This window comes from Sediminibacter sp. Hel_I_10, from assembly GCF_000688335.1.
Classification (GTDB): Bacteria; Bacteroidota; Bacteroidia; order Flavobacteriales; family Flavobacteriaceae; genus Psychroserpens.
This window is the reverse complement of the sequence record NZ_JHZX01000001.1, coordinates 12050-29675: the sequence shown is the minus strand read 5'-3', so window position 1 is coordinate 29675 and position 17626 is coordinate 12050. Positions and strand designations below refer to the sequence as shown.

Sequence of the window (17626 nt, the reverse complement as noted above, 5' to 3'; positions counted from 1 at the left end):
TAAATCGATCAAGCCATGAGTACAAAACAAAATAAGAAAAATGCCATCAGTTTTTATGAAATGGCCTTCTTGGGAGATCCTAAATTAGCGATGGATACCTTTGTTGGAGCCACCTATATTCAGCATAATCCAGATGTGAGTGATGGTATAGAGGGATTTATCGATTATTTTGAACGGATGAAAGTGGAATATCCCAAAAAATCCATAGCATTCGTCCGCTGTATTGCAGAAGATGATCTCGTGGCCTTACATACCCATCAAATTTGGCCAAATGATGATCAATATGTCACGATGGATTTCTTTCGTTTTGACAACTCCGGAAAGATTTGCGAACATTGGGATGCCATTCAGCAAATTCCTAAAACGTCTAAAAATGATAATACCATGTATTGAGCTAAGTCCATTCTGAAAGAAGTGCATTTCAACGGAAAATTTTGAATCTAATTTCAGTTAATCCTAATTTATTCGGTGTTCATATAGTTTTTTAGGTGTTAAAGTGCTGTATATAATAGCTTTGGGTAAACTCCAAATCCAATTCGCATGAAAACGCTTAAATATCTTATCAGTGCCGCCATTATTTTTTCTGCATTTACAGTTCAATTAAATGCACAACAAGATGCTAATAATATCAATGATACAAAACAGCACCCTATTTATAATTATGGTGAGCGAGCGCTAACCGCTGTTGACACAATTCCAGAGTACGCGCAAGCGGAACAAAAACTTAAAATTTCAGGAACAATCTTTGAAAATGATGGGATTACTCCTGCAAAGGATGTTATCGTTTTTATCTATCAAACCAATGAAGACGGTAAATACGATTTAAAAACAGAAAATGAAGAAGACTACATCTACCACCGTGCTTGGGTTAAAACTAATGAAGAGGGGGAGTACACGTTCTTTACCTTTATACCAGGAACAGATTATGGTAGTAATGAAATGAAGCACATTCATACTGTAATTAAAGAACCAAACACACCGGAGTATGATATGGATGGTTTCTTATTTGAAAATGATCCTTATTTATCTAGATACTGCCGTAAGAAACTTAAAAAAGCTGGAGCAACCAATATTCTAAATCCTGAAAAGTCAGGTGATATTTTAGTTGCCCAACGTGATATTGTTCTTCCACAAACACTTCAGGCCTCTAAGTAAGAGATTCTAGATGCTCTCTATTTGTTGTTCATAATATTCATTACTTTTATAGCCTTATTTTAGTTTTGATATATGAAGAATTACAAAATAGCGGTCATTCAATTGAATCTTAATGACCTTCCCGAAAACAATTTAAAAAAATGTTTAAAATGGGTACGTGATGCTGCTGCAAAAGGAGCAGAAGTCATTTCCCTACCAGAACTCTACAGCAGTCATTATTTTTGTCAAAGTGAAGACGTAGATAATTTTGCATTGGCAGAACCACTTTACAGCACATCTTTTCATGCGTTTAGTGATTTGGCAAAGGAGTTGGGCGTTGTCATTATCGTTCCTTTTTTCGAAAAGCGTATGGCTGGCATCTATCACAATAGTGCTTATATTATTGATACTGATGGTACCGAAGCTGGTCTGTACCGAAAAATGCACATTCCAGACGATCCTCATTTTTACGAGAAATTCTACTTTACACCTGGCGATTTAGGCTTTAAAAACCATGCCACCAAAAAAGGAAATATCGGGACGCTTATTTGCTGGGACCAATGGTATCCTGAGGCGGCACGTTTAACGGCTTTAAAGGGATCTGAGGTCTTGTTTTATCCTACAGCCATTGGTTGGCATCCACAAGAAAAAGAACAATATGGCCCTAATCAGTATGGTGCATGGATGAACGTAATGAAAGGGCACGCCGTAGCCAATGGTGTTTATGTAGCTGCAGCCAATAGAATAGGGTTGGAGCAATATTTGCCAGATACTAAGGGAATTGAGTTTTGGGGAGCCTCATTTATTGCTGGTCCGCAAGGAGAAATCTTAGCACAAGCATCTCATGATAAAGAAGAAATCTTAATTGCAGAAGTAGATTTAGCGCAACAGGAAAATGTACGTCAAAATTGGCCATTCTTTAGGGATCGTCGTATTGATGCTTTCGGAGAAATTACCAAAAGAGCGATAGATTAATGAGAAGGTTTCCAGCAGAGTGGGAGAAGCAACAAGGGGTGCTGTTGTGTTTTCCGCATAATGGCAACGATTGGCCAGGAAAATATCAAGCGGTTCAATGGGCTTTTGTGGAGTTTATTAAAAAGGTGGCGACTTATGAAACCGTTTTTTTAGTTGTTGCTCACAACGACTTAAAAGCTAAAGTTTCAGAAATGCTCACCAACGCAGAGGTCAATCTTGAGCGTATTACATTTATCATTCAAAAAACCAACCGCAGTTGGATGCGCGATTCTGGACCTATCATTGTAAAAAATGGGACCCAGCGAGAAGCCTTAAATTTCAATTTTAATGGTTGGGCCAAATACAAAAACTACCAATTAGATAGAAAAGTACCTGAACGTGTTGCAGGTGTTCTTGATATCCTTTTGACACAAGCTACTTATAAAGGGAAACCTGTAATTCTTGAGGGCGGTGCTATAGATAGTAATGGTAAGGGCACGCTGCTCACATCAGAAGAATGTTTGCTTCACCCGAGTATTCAAGTAAGAAATCAAAACTTTACTAAAGCAGATTACGAATCTATTTTCAAAACCTATTTAGGAGTTACAAATGTCATTTGGCTAGGTGACGGTGTTATTGGAGATGATACGCATGGTCATGTTGATGATCTTTGTCGTTTTGTCAATAAAAACACTATTGTCACTATAGTCGATGAGGATCCTAAAAGCCCTAACTACAAAGCGCTACAAGATAATTTTAATCGTCTGCAAAAGGCTAAATTAGAGGACGGCAGTTCACCTAAGATAGTGAAGCTACCTGTACCAAAACCCATCATCTTTGAAGGTTTGACCTTACCTGCTAGTTATGCCAACTTTTTGATATTAAACAACTGTGTTTTAGTTCCAACATTTAATGATGTCAATGATCGTATCGCACTGCAAATAATAGCAGAATGCTTTCCAGAGCACGATGTTATTGGCATAAATGCCATCGATTTGATTTGGGGTTTTGGAACCTTACATTGTTTGAGTCAGCAAATTCCGGTTTAACAGTAGCACTTACAATCTTTTATAACATTGTTTTTTTCTATTGAAAAACAGATAAAATCCCTAGTTTTCATTACTATCCCTTGATTTTAGACGCAAATGAGGATATGCGTTAAAATAATGTTGAATAGCGTAGGTCTGTGTTTCATGCTTTGATTATTTTCATGACAACGAAAAAATCAACTATGAAAAAACTACCCTTAGTCATTATAGCCGCCACTTTATTTTTAGGCTGTAAGGATAATGTAAGTAAAGAAGAAAAAAAAGAAATTGCCAGTACGGCAAACGATAAAGTAGAAACTGCTATTGGCACTTTAGAGCTCGTAGCACCTTATTCGTCAGAATCTGTAACCAAGGAAAGTAAGATTGTGCCTTGGCCAGATGGCATGACTCCAAAAGCACCAGCAGGATTCACGGTGTCTCGTTTTGCAGATTCACTTGAACATCCTAGATGGACCTACCTTGCACCTAACGGCGACTATTTTGTGTCTGAGGCCAATACTAAAAATAGTGCTAATCAAATAAGTTTACTTAGAGATACCGATAATGACGGCATGATAGATGAACGTCACGTATTTCTTGAAGATTTGAATCAACCATTTGGAATGCTTGTGATTGATGATCATTTTTATGTAGCCAATACCGATGGGCTTTATAAGTATCCTTACAAAGAAGGGATGACTAAGATGACCTCTCCAGGTGATAAAATTGTAGAACTTTCAGCCAGCGGATATAACAATCACTGGACACGGAACATCATCACCAATAAAGCCAAAGATAAAATCTATATTTCTGTAGGATCTGCAAGTAATGTAGGAGAACAGGGTATGGAGAAAGAAGAACGTCGGGCCAATATTTTAGAAGTGAATTTAGATGGTAGCGGTGAAATTATTTATGCTTCAGGATTAAGAAATCCAGTTGGAATGGATTGGAATCCATCAACAGGAGCGTTGTGGACTGCTGTAAACGAGCGTGATAAATTAGGAGACAGTTTGGTGCCAGATTATATGACCAGTGTCAAAAAAGGGGGTTGGTACGGTTGGCCCTATAGCTATTATGGCGCTATCAAAGACCCTCGATGGAAAGATGAGCCGCATGATAGTTTGGTTCAAAAAGCCATTATTCCAGATGTACCATTAGGTAGCCACACGGCATCACTCGGCTTAACGTTTTATACCAATGACGCTTTTCCGTCAACTTATAAAAATGGCGCTTTTATTGGACAACATGGGTCTTGGAATCGTGCAAATTTTGCTGGTTATAAAGTGGTGTTTGTACCTTTTACCAATGGAAAGCCGCAACAGCCTGAAGATTTTCTTACTGGTTTTATAGCCGAAGGAGAAGAGAGTGAAGTCTATGGTCGTCCTGTTGGTGTTACTGTTGCCAAAGATGGTGCACTTTTGGTAAATGACGATGACGCAGGAATTATTTGGAGAGTTGCACCAACATCTTAAAAGATAAATTCTGCAATTGGCTTCTAACAGTCAATTAAACAGCACTTTTTTTTGAGAACATTAAATAAAAAACATGGAACATAGAATAGAATTAAAAAAAATAGAACATATCAATCACAATGTCGTGCATTTGGTTGCAGACAAACCAAAAGGGTATACCTTTCATCCTGGTCAGGCCACAGAAGTCTCAATTGACAAGGAGGGTTGGAAAGACAAGAAGCGTCCGTTTACCTTTACAAGTTTACCAGAAGATCACGAACTAGAATTTACCATAAAAAGCTATCCTTCACATGATGGCGTAACCGAACAAATAGAGCAACTCAAAGTAGGTGACCATATGTGGATTGGTGATGCTTGGGGAGCCATTTCTTATAAAGGAAAAGGAGCCTTTATAGCAGGAGGAGCCGGTATCACGCCTTTTATAGCCATAATGAAAGATTTAAAACGAAAAGGTGAGTTGGAGGGTAATCAATTGTTCTTCGGAAATCATAAGGAAAAAGATATTATTTACAAGAATAATTTAGAAGCTTGGTTAGGAAATCAATGTCATCTCATTCTTTCTGAGGAAAATCATGAGGATTATGATCACGGTCAAATTGATAAAGATTTTCTTAAAAAACATAATTTAGAAACCACGACACCAGTTTATCTCTGCGGACCACCACCAATGGTTGAGGCAATTTCGGCTACCCTTTATGAAATGGGTTTGCCAAAATCTCAATTAGTCACAGAAGCGTAAAATCTGAATGGATTAAAAAAATAAGGTCTCTAAATTAATCTGATGTTATTTTTAGGTTTTATAATGCTATAAATTTTTTAATGAGTTTTGGGTTTTATTTTAGGACATCCCGTAGTTCAGATTCAATATTCTTCATATTTGTAATATGCATGCATCAATCAAAGAACATTTAAAGCGTTATGTCGCCCCTTCAGAGGAGGCTATCCATCTCTTTAAGACATCCTTGAATGATATTTCCGTCTCAAAAGGAAAATATTTATTGCAACCAGGTACTGAGGTAAAATATATATGTTTTGTTGTAAAAGGATGTTTGAAAGCATATTACATGGATGAAAAGGGTAATAAACACATCATTCAGTTTGCCATAGAAAATTGGTGGATCTGTGATTTCGAGGCCTTTTACAATCATGCTCCCTCAAGATTGTATATTGAAGCCATTGAAGATTCTCAATTGTTTTCTATGCGCTATGATCGGCTTGAGCAAATTTACAAAGAGGCTCCCGTGTTTGAGCGCTACTTTAGAATCCTGATCACCAATGCATTTATTTCTCAGCGTCAGCGAATATTATCTTCTTTGGAAAAAGACACGAAAGCCCGTTATTTAGAGTTTTGCAAGGCTTATCCCAATATTGAGAATCGGGTGACCAATTATCATATTGCCAATTATCTCGGGGTAACGCCCGAAAATTTAAGTCGAGTTCGTTCTAAGTTAAAACGTTAATGTTTTACTAATTGATATAGGTTAAGGGTTTTGCTATTTATGAGTGATAACTTTATGGTATTCAAGAGCATATAACTGCTATTAATTAACTAAAAACAAAAACTCATGAACATTACATTAGAACAAGCCCAAAACATTATTGAGAAAGCAAAAGCAAAAGCGATAGAAATCGATACAAAAATGAATATCTCCGTAGTAGATTCAGGTGCTAATCAAGTAGCATTCGTAAGAATGGATGGCGCTTGGTTAGGTAGTGCAGATATTTCGCTTAAAAAAGCAAAGACAGCACGATTTTTTGATATGCCAACTGGAGACATAGGAAAACTATCCCAACCAGCAGGATCACTTTTTAATATTGAGCACTCTAACGGCGGATTGATTTCATTCCCAGGAGGTATACCAATTAAAAATGCATCAGGCGAAATTATTGGCGCTATCGGCGTAAGTGGGAGTTCTGTAGAGAATGACCATACTGTTGCAGAGGCAGGTGCAAAAGCACTTTAATAATGAGTTTACAACGGAACAAGGCAACTTTACGGCTGTCTTGTTTTTTATTTTATTTAAATTTAAACGAAAAACCAATTTATGAGTACACAACACTTATTAACCCCTTATCATAAAAATTGTTCTTTAAAAAATCGTGTCGTTATGGCGCCGATGACGCGAAGTCGAGCAGATAACGATGGTAATGTCCCCACGAATGAGCTGCATGGATTATACTATGAGCAACGCGCTTCTGCTGGACTTATTATTACTGAAGGCTCTCAGGTTTCAGAGAGAGCGGTAGGCTATATCCATACCGCTGGAATTCATTCTGAAGCTCAAGTAGAAGGATGGAAGCAGGTTACAAAAAGAGTGCACGATAAAGGCGGAAAGATTTTTATTCAGTTATGGCATGTTGGGCGTATGTCTCATCCTGATTTTCACGATGGGAAATTACCATTATCAGCCTCGGCCATAAATCCTGATGCGCAATGTTACACACCCGAAGGCTTTAAAGATACGGTTATTCCAAAAGCGATGAGCTTAGAGGAGATTAAAACCACCGTCAACGACTTTAAAAATGCTGCAGCTAATGCAGTTAAAGCTGGTTTTGATGGTGTAGAGATCCATTCATCCAACGGGTATCTGTTTCATCAATTTTTTAACGGGACGTCAAATAAGCGTACAGATGATTATGGAGGAAGTATTGAAAATAGAACGCGCTTCTTTTTTGAGGTGCTAGATGCTATCAAAACGGTCATTCCTCAGGAAAGTATAGGCGCTAGGTTCAATCCGTCACTTCATGGCTTGTTCGGGATTACTATGGATGAAGAAACGATTCCAACATTTGAATATATTATTAAAAAACTGAATGATTATAATTTGGCTTACGTTCATTTATCAGAACCATTTACAGATGTTTCGGAAATTGCTTATGCAGTAAAAGATATTGCCAAACATTTCAGGCCATTGTACAATGGTACTTTGATGATCAATTCAGAATTTGATCAAGATAAAGGGAACAAAGTGATTGAAGAAGGTCATGCAGATTTGGTTTCCTACGGAAAATTATACATTTCTAACCCTGATCTCGTAGAACGTTTTACATACGATTTAGAGTTGGCAGATTGGGATAAAGACACCTTTTACACCACTGGTGCGAAGGGATATACCGATTATCCAAAAGCGAAGAAAACACAAGAAGTTTAACTAAAAATAGATAACTATGAAATTTACAAGAAAAGCAAATGCTGAATGGAAAGGCAGTGGAAAAGAAGGAAAAGGAAAAATTACTACAGGAAGCAAGGTGCTTGATGGTACGCAATATTCTTTTCACACACGATTTGAAGATGAGAAAAAGGGAACAAATCCTGAAGAATTAATTGGTGCGGCACATGCAGGTTGTTTCGCAATGCAATTGAGTTTTCTCTTAAATGAAGAAGATTTTACAGCAACAAGTTTAGATGTTGATGCTACTGTAACCTTTGAAGACGGTGCTATTACTAAAGTTGTGCTTAACTTAAAAGGAGATGTTCCTAAGATTGATGCTGAGAAATTTCAACAAATTGCCCATAAAGCAAAAGAAGTTTGTCCAGTGTCAAAATTATTGAATACCACTATAGAACTCAAAGTGGAGTTGGTAAGTTAAAAACCAATCCATTAAAAGTGAATTTAAAAACAGCAAGTCCATATGGTCTTGCTGTTTTTTATTATAATAGTTTTTTAAACGAAAAGGTCTACTGATTTGGAAATCAAAGTAGCTTTTCTGCAATTTCTTTCCAGCTTCCCACGCGTTCATAACCAACATCTTTGCGGTTATGAGGTGAATTGAATAATAGGGTATCTCCTTCAAAAGGATCTAAATTATAGGAGCGATCATCAATTAGTAAATCTCCATTCAAAATAAATTTATGCCCGCACATAATTTGATGTTGCCAAGTAATAAAAGGAAAGAACTCTGCAAGCCACGCACTCTTCTCTTGTAAAGAATTCGGGAACTGTGTAGCCGCTGTAGCAATATATACTTCATGTTGATCCCAAAGTGCTTTAATCACTTCTTGGCTGTCTGCAATAGGCTCTAAATTTCTAAAAAATCCTGGAGTGTGAACATGTTTGTTAATGCTGCCAGCGTGCGCTTCAGGAACATTTTGCCAAACCTCGCCGTGCTCAATATTGGCAACGGAAAGTGAAGTGCTGTGCTCTTTATTATATAATTCAATGTGCTTGCCGTAAGTGTCAGCCAAGACATCATCCATATCTACAAAAATCGTCATATCTGTTTTTTTTTTACGAATTACGGGAATAGGCTAAAACAACCCAAACGTATTTAAAAATTTAATAGAATCGTAACTTGTAAGCCTTCTTGTTTTCTTAGAATAAGCTTATTTATTGAATTACAATATTCTAAATAAAAACTTGAACTCAATTGGTTTAAGGCTTTATTAATCAATTCACAAGTATTGGTTTTAAAACCTCCCAAACGGTGTTGGCTACAATTTCATGACCTTCTACTGTGGGATGGATGCCATCACTCTGGTTCAGGTCAGGAATGCCACCGACATCTTTTAAAATAAATGGAATAAAGGACAATTGATATTGCTCTGCTAAATCAAAATACATGGCTTTAAATCCTGAGGTATAGGTCTCTCCCATATTTGGTGGAAGTTGCATGCCTGCTAAAATGATTTTCGTTTTGGGATCATCCTTTTGTACCGCTTCTATAATAGCTGCCAAATTGGTGCGGGTTTCGGTTAACGGAATGCCTCTTAAGCCATCGTTAGCGCCTAGTTCTAATAAAAAAACGGCGATATCTTGGTTTAGGATCCAATCGATCCTGCTTTTGCCTCCAGCGGTGGTTTCTCCGCTAAGGCCAGAATTTACCACAGTATACTCTAGATCTAAAGCATCTATTTTAGATTGTAGTACAGCAGGATAGGCATCATCACTATCTTCTAACCCGTAACCTGCCGTAATACTGTCACCAAAGCATAAAATGGTTTTAGATGCTGTTGTTGATGGCGCCGTAGATTCTGAATTTTCAGGGGTTTCTGTGGCGTCATTAGCTTTTGTTTTCGTCTTATTTCCGCAAGAAAAAAGAAAAAGAACCATTAGAAAATAACAAAATTTTAAGGGTTTCTGGCCTAAAGTGTGGCTTACAATTAGCCTGCTTTGATTATCTTGGGAACATTGCATATGTTAAAGAATAAATGTGAATTGAATTAAGATGTCAAAGATATTAAAGATAAAGGGTCTGGAGAAAACTTATACCAGCGGATCCAAACAATTAACGGTATTACATGATATTTCCTTTGAGGTTGAGAAAGGTCAGACGTTTTCTATCGTTGGCCCTTCAGGAAGTGGTAAAACAACCCTTTTAGGGTTGTGCGCAGGCTTAGATCGACCAAACTCAGGAAGCGTTGAATTATGCGGACAGGATCTAGGGACGCTTTCAGAAGATGAATGCGCCCAACTTAGAAATAAGGAAGTAGGTTTTATTTTTCAAAACTTTCAATTGCTGCCAACCCTAACGGCCTTAGAGAATGTGAGTGTACCATTAGAGCTACAAGGCGCAAAACATGCTGCAATAACAGCGGCGGAACTGTTGGAAAAAGTAGGTCTAGGAGATCGAAAGCACCATTATCCATCACAGCTTTCTGGAGGGGAGCAGCAGCGTGTGGCATTAGCACGTGCATTTTCAAATGCGCCTTCTATTTTATTTGCAGATGAGCCTACGGGAAATCTCGATGAGGATACTGGTGAAAAAGTCATTCAGCTTTTATTTGAATTAAATAAGGACGCCGGCACCACATTAGTTATTATCTCACACGATTTGGATTTGGCCAATAGAACTCAGCAAATTTTGAGACTTAAGGGCGGACAAATTATCACCAATCAATCTACAGCTGCGCTTTGATAGATCAACAATCAACCTCTAACGGACGAACAGCATGGCTTTTTAAAATGGCTTGGCGTGATGCCAAAGCCAGTCGAGTACGTCTACTATTGTTTATGGCTTCCATTATTTTAGGAATTGCCGCTGTAGTGTCTATTCAATTATTTAGCGAAAACCTGAAGTCAAATATTCAAAGTCAATCTAAGGCCTTGATGGGTGCCGATTATATCATAGATAGTCGGCAAGTACCAACTGAACGAGCACAATCTATCATCGACTCACTTCAACCAGACGCCTCAGAAGTCAATTTTGTATCCATGATTGCCTTTCCAAAAAATGGAGGCACAAAATTGGTTCGGGTTAGGGGTATAGAAGGCCAATTTCCGTTCTACGGCACCATAACAACCCAACCAGCAGATGCCGCAACTCACTATCAAGAAAATGGTGGTGCCCTTGTTGATGCCACCTTAATGCTACAGTTTGGTATCAAGCCTGGAGATTCTATTAAAGTTGGAGCGTTGACCATACCTATTGCCGGGGCATTAAAGGCTATTCCAGGGAGTACGGCCATTTCTACTAGTGTTGCGCCGCCTGTAATAATGCCTTACCGAATGATTGCTTCTACGGAATTGATTCAATTTGGAAGCCGAAAAGAATATCAATATTTCTATAAAGCATCAGATACTTTAAATCTTGAAAATCTAGAACAGCGCTTAAAACCGATGTTAGATGCTGAAAATGTAGATTTGGATACCCATACCAGTACTAGTAGACGTTTAGGTAGGCGCTATGAGAACGTTGGAAAGTTCTTGAACTTGGTAGCCTTCATTGCGCTGTTATTGGGTTGTGTAGGTATTGCGAGTTCTGTACAGATTTATATCAAGGAAAAATTAAATGCAGTTGCCATTTTAAAGTGCATTGGTGCAACAAGACGACAAAGCTTTTTGATCTTCCTGATTCAAATTGCAGGAATCGGTTTGGTTGGCGGCCTCATAGGAACGGCCATTGGCGCTGGGCTTCAATATGCGTTTCCCTACCTTCTGGCGGATTTTCTTCCATTTGAAGTAAACATCAATATTAGCATTCAACCTTTGATCATGGGTGTGTTTTTAGGTGTTTTTATGTCGGTATTGTTTGCGCTGTTACCGCTCATGCGCACTTGGTATGTATCTCCATTAGAGGTATTACGCGTTGGGGCAAATCCGTTGGTCAAAAACTCAAGAGCTGCTCAATTCACGGTGGGGGCTACCATAATTATATTTCTGTTCTTATTTTCATTCTGGCTTCTTAAAGACGCAGTGTTTGCCTTAGCGTTTGTATTCGGAATTTTGGTAACCTTTTCAATTTTGGCAGGTATTGCCATGCTTACCATGAGAATGTTTAAAGCTTTTTTTCCTAAAACATGGAGTTATCCTGCGCGACAAAGTGTATTGAATTTATTCAGACCCAATAATCAAACGCTGGTACTTATTGTGGCTATAGGTTTAGGAACCTTTCTTATGAGTACCCTGTACTTTACAAAAGATATTTTACTGGATAAAACAGAAGTGGGTCAAGGTAAAGAACAGGCCAATGTGATTTTGTTAGATGTACAAAGCGATCAGTTGGAAACCATTAAAACAACTTTTGAAACTAAGCATCTAGACCTTATGGATAATATTCCTTTGGTTACCATGCGAATGCACAGCATTAAGGGGCAATTGGTTAAAGAGTTAAGGGCAGATAGCACCGCCCAAATACGAAGTTGGATCTTAAATCACGAATTTAGGACCACCTATAGAGATTCATTAATTGCTTCGGAAGAGCTCATAGAAGGGGAGTGGACGCCTAAACTTCAGCCAGGAGCACCTATAGTCATTTCTATTTCAGATAATATTGCCGAAGATGCGAAAGTCGGCATTGGAGACCCTATTGTCTTCAATGTACAAGGCGTTTTGATGGAAACAACAGTGGGTAGCATTAGAGCGGTAGACTGGGGACGATTGCAACTTAATTTTTCAATCGTTTTTCCGAAGGGTGTTTTAGAAGCGGCACCGCAATTTAATGTACTCACAACTTATGTTGAAGATGAAGCTGCTTCTGCAGAATTACAGCGGGATTTGGTGGCTAAATATCCTAACGTTTCGGTTATAGATCTCAGGCAGGTGTACAGTATTGTAGAGGATATTTTAGACAAAGTCTCTTGGATTATTAATTTTATGGCTTTCTTTAGTATCCTTACGGGTATCATTGTATTAATTGGCTCGGTACGCAATAGTAAATACCAACGCATTAAAGAAAGTGTGTTGCTCAGAACCCTAGGTGCAAAAAATGCGCAAATTTTAAAAATTTCAGCTTTTGAATATCTTTTTCTAGGAGTTATAGGAAGCTTTGTGGGCATCATTCTGGCTTTGTTGAGTAGCTTGCTTTTAGCGCTATTTGTTTTTAAGGAACCCTTTGTTCCTTCGGCAATGCCGTTTTTGATTTTGCTTCCAGGCATTTCGCTTTTGGTATTGGTGATAGGATTAAGTAATATTAAAACGGTGCTGAGGAGTTCTCCGCTTGAGGTGCTTCGGAAAGCGATTTAGAAGCACAGCATCCTATCTAGATGAAATGACAAGGGCTAATAAGCTTTTAAATAAAAACAGCATCCCGTTAAAGAGATGCTGTTTTAAATTTATGCAGGCTTGATTCAGATCAAGTGCTTACTTTTTAATAATCTTTTGATTGATCCCTAATTCTTGAACGTTTAGAATATAAACACCAGAAGACAAGTGGCTCAGGTTTTCAACACGAAGCTGACCATTATATAGCATCAACGCGTTGCTATAGACTACAGCCCCCATAGTATTCACAATACGAAGTGTTACCTGCTGTGGTGTTTTAAGATTCACCGCAATATGCAATACATTGCTGAATGGGGTAGGATAAATGGTTGCACTCAAATTTGATAGACTAGGATTGTTGACGCCTAAAGTAGGTCCTTGATTTCCTGGAGAACCAATAGCAGCTTCTCCCATGTTATTAGTGGCTGTAGCAATAGGTGAGTAGGGTAGCTCTCCAACCTCGCTAAATCCTCCTTTTTCAACATCGTAAGATTGACCAGGGTTTGTTGCTGTAGTTGGAAATACTTCATAATCTACAATATTACCAACTGTTGTTGGCTCACCAATCCACAGTGTGACCGCATCACCGCCGCCAGATAGACCAGCTCCAGCGTACGTTCCTATTTGAATGCCTGAGAGATCGTAATTAGCCCAAACTGCTTCAAAATTAGCGCTGTCTCCAGCATCAATGGCAACAACGGTTTCTCCTGGAGCAATAGAAGAAATTCCACTGATTAATACGGCTGAGTTAGGATCTTGAGACTCGTCATCAAAATAAAGACCTCCTAAATCTAGAGTATAAGCAATAGGACCATCGTTCTTGATTTCAAACCAATCAGCCGTAAGATTGTCTCCTTCTCCATTTCCAGGCCAGATTTCAGTAATTTGAAGTGTTGGTCCCACCAATTTGTTAGAGGCATTTGGCGTATTGATGGCTTCTCCGTCATCAGGAGTTCCTGTAAAGCCTTCGAGACCTTCACCGTCTACGTCATTTCTTACCCAATCAGCAGAAGTATCGGTATCGGTTCCGTTGGGAATACGTGACGCACCACCAACTTTACTATCGATACCATCAAAATTTGGAGCTAAATCTATAGCGTAAACCAAATCACCAGTATCACCATCTGATCGTCCTACACCATCAACAACGGCAGACCAAAACGTGACATCAATAGTCCCATCATCATTTGTATCAATATCGTCATCAAGAGTTCCGGTATAATTTTCTACCAACAATAAGGTGGAGGTTCCATTTTCAAAACTATTAGCTTGAAATGGTGTGGTCCAGAATCCATTAGCATCCGTTGTACCCAAAGTAAATGTACCATCATCAATTAAGCCGGTAGCAGTGCCATCTCCCTCAATTTCAACCAAAGTGTAGTTAGAGTAATCGGTAAAGGGATCCCCAAGAATTTCAACATACTCAGCCGTGTCACCACCAACATGGTCTACCACAAATTCATTGATTAGAGGAGTAGCTACGTTCGGTTGAGTCACGCTTCCTAAGGTGATGATTTCACTTCTAAACTTTTTCCATTCGTAGCGTTGGTCTTTATTTTCAACACCATCTTCATAAATTACCGTAGCACCTAAATCTACTAATAAGGTGACATTGTCTGTATCCCCATCACTTCCTAAAAAGGTAGAGTTTGGTAAATTCACTAAGCCTTCAAAAGATCCATTGGTGTTAAGGGCGCTTAAATCGGCACTTCTTAATTCTGGTTCATCAGAGGCGTCCCCCGTCCAAGTATATAATTTGAAATCGGTATTGTTTCCAAATGGTCCGCCAATCAAGACACAGCCGTCAGCATTACATTCTATGCTTCTAAGAGTTCTTCCGTTCAAATTTATAAGAATTGGAGCTCCAAATGTAGAGGAGCCAGCAGTTGCGCCTGGTAAATCTGTAAAATTAGTGACTGGAATTATAATAGCGTTTCCTTCCGAAGTAGAACTGCGCAATCCTAGATATGCAGTGGTTGTACTATTAGGAGCTAATGCCAATGCTTCAATTTCCAAAGCGGTGTTTAGCCCAAAGAAGTTTACTCCCAGACCATGCGCGTTATTGGCATCCCATGCCAATAAATCATCACGTAAGCCTGTATATTTATCAATGTAAGATAGGGTAGATGTGGCTCCTGATCCAGATATGTTGGTCGAGAATAATGAAGCACGTTCGTCAGATTCATGAGATCCCATCCAATAAATGGTATTGTCTATTCTAAAAGAACCTTCTAAATCTACTTCATTAGTACTTCCTAAATCAGTATTAAAGTTAATTTCCTGCACAGCAAGTCCAGATTGACTGCCATTGTAAAGACGCAAGGTTTGATCTTCGTCATCTCCAATCCAAATATAATTGTCTTCAATAGCAATTCCTGTAGAGCCATCTGAAGATCCCGAATGAAAAATGCTTGTATTTGGCGTCACTGAAGCAGCTGAGGCAGCGTAGCTAATGTTATAAGATTGCGTGGTGCTGTTGGTGTTTTCAACAGTAACAGCAATCGTGGTAAAACCAATTGCAGTTGGTGTGATGGTTAACAAACGATTGGAATCTGTACCAGTAAGTACTAAATTGGCGTTAGGCACAACCGACTCGTTACTGCTTGTGGCAGTTACCACTAAATCGGCAATAGGGCTCACTACATCTGAAATGATAAAAGGAATTCCAAAAACACTTGCTGGGTCTGAGGGGTCATTGACAACACCGCTCACCGCTCCAGAATTTTCTTCTGGTAAATTTAAAAACGACGTCAAGTTTACAGTATCAACCTTAATGGAAAGCGGTGTTTCTGCAACTGGTCCTAAATTACCAGGAGATCCCACGGCAGACTCACCGCCATCATTTGTTGCGGTCGCAACAGGAAAATAAGGAGCTTCTCCAATAATGCTAAAGCTTGTACTAAGCACATCATAGGATTGTCCGGGATTGGCATCGGTATCAGGGTAGGTTTCAAAAGCTATAATACTTGAGGCATCGGTAGGTGCGGTTTCACTCATAAATAGTGTAACACCGTCACCGCCGCCTCCTAATCCTGAGCCATCATAAGTTCCAATTTGTACGCCGTTGAGGTTATAGACAGCGCCCCAGACAAGTTCGAATTCCATCACTCCGGTAGCATCTGTATCCATAGCAATCACAGATTCACCAGGAGCTATTGTGCTAATACCAGTAATAAGTGCTGCATCAGCAAAATCTTGGGATTCGTCATCAAAATAGAGGTTGCCCATAGTGGAGCTCCAAGCCGTGTTTCCTGTATTGGTGATTTCAAACCAGTCTGCAGTAAGGTTCTCGCCTTCACCGTTGCCTGGCCAGATCTCTGTAATTTGTAAATTAATTGTTGCAGGACCTAAATTACCAGGAGACCCCACGGCAGATTCACCGCCATCATTTGTTGCAGTTGCAACCGGAAAATAAGGAGCTTCTCCAATGATGCTAAAGCTTGTACTAAGCACATCATAGGATTGTCCCGGATTGGCATCCGTATCAGGATAGGTTTCAAAAGCTATAATACTTGAGGCATCGGTAGGAGCGGTTTCACTCATAAATAGTGTAACACCGTCACCGCCACCTCCCAATCCTGAGCCATCATAAGTTCCAATTTTTACGCCGTTGAGGTTGTAAACAGCGCCCCAGACAATTTCGAATTCCATCACTCCCGCAGCATCTGTATCTATAGCAATCACAGATTCACCAGGAGCTATTGTGCTAATACCATTAATAAGTGCGGCATCAGCAAAATCTTGGGATTCGTCATCAAAATAGAGGTTGCCCATGCTTGGAGTCCAAGCTGTAGTTCCTGTGTTGGTGATTTCAAACCAGTCTGCAGTAAGGTTCTCGCCTTCACCGTTTCCTGGCCAGATCTCTGTAATTTGTAAATTAATTGTTGCAGGACCTAAATTACCAGGAGATCCCACGGCAGCTTCATTCATGTCATTTACAGTTGTGGCCACTGGCAAATAAGTACCGGTTCCAGCAACACTAAATGTAGCTTCAATCACGTCGTAGGATTGTCCGGGATTGGCATTTGCGTTTGGATAAGATTCAAAATCGACTATGCTTGAGGCATCGATTGGCGCATCAACACTCATAAATAATGTAACGCCGTCACCACTGCCACTAAGCCCGGCACCCGCGTAAGTCCCTATTTGTATATTGGTTAAGTTGTAAACACTTCCCCATACAGCAATAAACTCTTCGGTGTTGTCATCATCTATAGCAATAACAGATGCTCCGGGAGCAATTGAGGTAATACCGCTAATAAGGTCTGCTGTTGAAAAATCTTGGGAATCATCATCAAAATAAAGATTACCCATGCTTGGGGTCCAAGTGTCGTTACCTGTATTGGTGATTTCGAACCAGTCTGCAGTAAGATTTTCACCTTCTCCATTTCCTGGCCAGATCTCTGTAATCTGCAAGGATACTTGAGCAAAAGCCAAGTAATTTGTAAGCAGGATTGCTGTTAGAATCGTAATTTTTTTAAACATAATTTTTGGTTTGGATTAAGGGGATAAGTTACTTTCCAAACGTTAAGCGCATTACAACTTAATATTATGCCTTAGTTATCTATATGTGTTTTATGTTATCTAAATGTTTACTGGTGTTGCAATTTCGAAAAGT

The 17626-nt window shown here is 39.1% G+C and carries 15 protein-coding genes; 12 read left to right on the top strand and 3 right to left on the bottom strand.

Features of this window, described 5'->3' with window-relative positions; genetic code table 11:
* Positions 1 to 15: 15 nt before the first annotated feature.
* The 10 genes from P176_RS0100155 to P176_RS0100110 all read left to right on the top strand — a co-directional run bounded on the left by P176_RS0100155 (position 16) and on the right by P176_RS0100110 (position 8179).
* On the top strand, positions 16 to 393 hold the full coding sequence (locus P176_RS0100155) for a nuclear transport factor 2 family protein (protein ID WP_026752798.1): 378 nt from the start codon (positions 16 to 18) through the stop codon (positions 391 to 393).
* A 147-nt stretch (positions 394 to 540) separates the two neighbouring features.
* Positions 541 to 1155, top strand: a complete 615-nt coding sequence (locus P176_RS18695; protein WP_037348586.1) for a hypothetical protein — start codon at positions 541 to 543, stop codon at positions 1153 to 1155.
* Positions 1156 to 1227: 72 nt separating this feature from the next.
* Positions 1228 to 2109, top strand: coding sequence for a carbon-nitrogen hydrolase (locus P176_RS0100145; protein ID WP_026752797.1), 882 nt, complete (start codon positions 1228 to 1230; stop codon positions 2107 to 2109).
* On the top strand, positions 2109 to 3137 hold the full coding sequence (locus P176_RS0100140; protein ID WP_026752796.1) for an agmatine/peptidylarginine deiminase: 1029 nt from the start codon (positions 2109 to 2111) through the stop codon (positions 3135 to 3137). The genes P176_RS0100145 and P176_RS0100140 overlap by 1 nt, the downstream gene beginning before the upstream one ends.
* Before the next feature lie 182 nt (positions 3138 to 3319).
* Positions 3320 to 4588: a sorbosone dehydrogenase family protein gene (locus P176_RS0100135; protein WP_026752795.1), complete on the top strand. Its 1269-nt coding sequence runs from the start codon at positions 3320 to 3322 to the stop codon at positions 4586 to 4588.
* Between the two features lie 73 nt (positions 4589 to 4661).
* The gene (locus tag P176_RS0100130) at positions 4662 to 5327 is read left to right on the top strand and encodes an FAD-binding oxidoreductase (protein ID WP_026752794.1); all 666 of its coding nucleotides are present in this window, start codon (positions 4662 to 4664) and stop codon (positions 5325 to 5327) included.
* 145 nt (positions 5328 to 5472) lie between these two features.
* On the top strand, positions 5473 to 6048 hold the full coding sequence (locus P176_RS0100125) for a Crp/Fnr family transcriptional regulator (protein ID WP_026752793.1): 576 nt from the start codon (positions 5473 to 5475) through the stop codon (positions 6046 to 6048).
* A gap of 105 nt (positions 6049 to 6153) precedes the next feature.
* Entirely contained in the window at positions 6154 to 6552 is a 399-nt protein-coding gene (locus P176_RS0100120) for a heme-binding protein (RefSeq protein WP_026752792.1), read from the top strand.
* An 81-nt stretch (positions 6553 to 6633) separates the two neighbouring features.
* Positions 6634 to 7740, top strand: a complete 1107-nt coding sequence (locus tag P176_RS0100115; RefSeq protein ID WP_026752791.1) for an alkene reductase — start codon at positions 6634 to 6636, stop codon at positions 7738 to 7740.
* A gap of 16 nt (positions 7741 to 7756) precedes the next feature.
* Complete coding sequence (locus tag P176_RS0100110; protein ID WP_026752790.1) at positions 7757 to 8179, top strand: OsmC family peroxiredoxin; 423 nt, start codon at positions 7757 to 7759, stop codon at positions 8177 to 8179.
* 103 nt (positions 8180 to 8282) lie between these two features.
* On the opposite strand, the gene P176_RS0100105 is transcribed toward P176_RS0100110, so the two are convergent.
* Positions 8283 to 8804: a 5'-3'-deoxyribonucleotidase gene (locus tag P176_RS0100105; protein ID WP_026752789.1), complete on the bottom strand. Its 522-nt coding sequence runs from the start codon at positions 8802 to 8804 to the stop codon at positions 8283 to 8285.
* A 172-nt stretch (positions 8805 to 8976) separates the two neighbouring features.
* Positions 8977 to 9639, bottom strand: coding sequence for an arylesterase (locus tag P176_RS0100100; RefSeq protein WP_231481139.1), 663 nt, complete (start codon positions 9637 to 9639; stop codon positions 8977 to 8979).
* Between the two features lie 115 nt (positions 9640 to 9754).
* Between P176_RS0100100 and P176_RS0100095 the strand changes: the two genes are divergently transcribed.
* Positions 9755 to 10444: an ABC transporter ATP-binding protein gene (locus P176_RS0100095; RefSeq protein ID WP_026752787.1), complete on the top strand. Its 690-nt coding sequence runs from the start codon at positions 9755 to 9757 to the stop codon at positions 10442 to 10444.
* A 47-nt stretch (positions 10445 to 10491) separates the two neighbouring features.
* A complete protein-coding gene (locus P176_RS0100090; protein WP_026752786.1) occupies positions 10492 to 12990 on the top strand; it encodes an ABC transporter permease in 2499 nt (832 codons plus the stop codon).
* A 117-nt stretch (positions 12991 to 13107) separates the two neighbouring features.
* Here the strand turns inward: P176_RS0100090 and P176_RS19850 are convergent, their stop codons facing one another.
* The gene (locus tag P176_RS19850; protein WP_026752785.1) at positions 13108 to 17493 is read right to left on the bottom strand and encodes a T9SS type A sorting domain-containing protein; all 4386 of its coding nucleotides are present in this window, start codon (positions 17491 to 17493) and stop codon (positions 13108 to 13110) included.
* Positions 17494 to 17626: the final 133 nt, after the last annotated feature.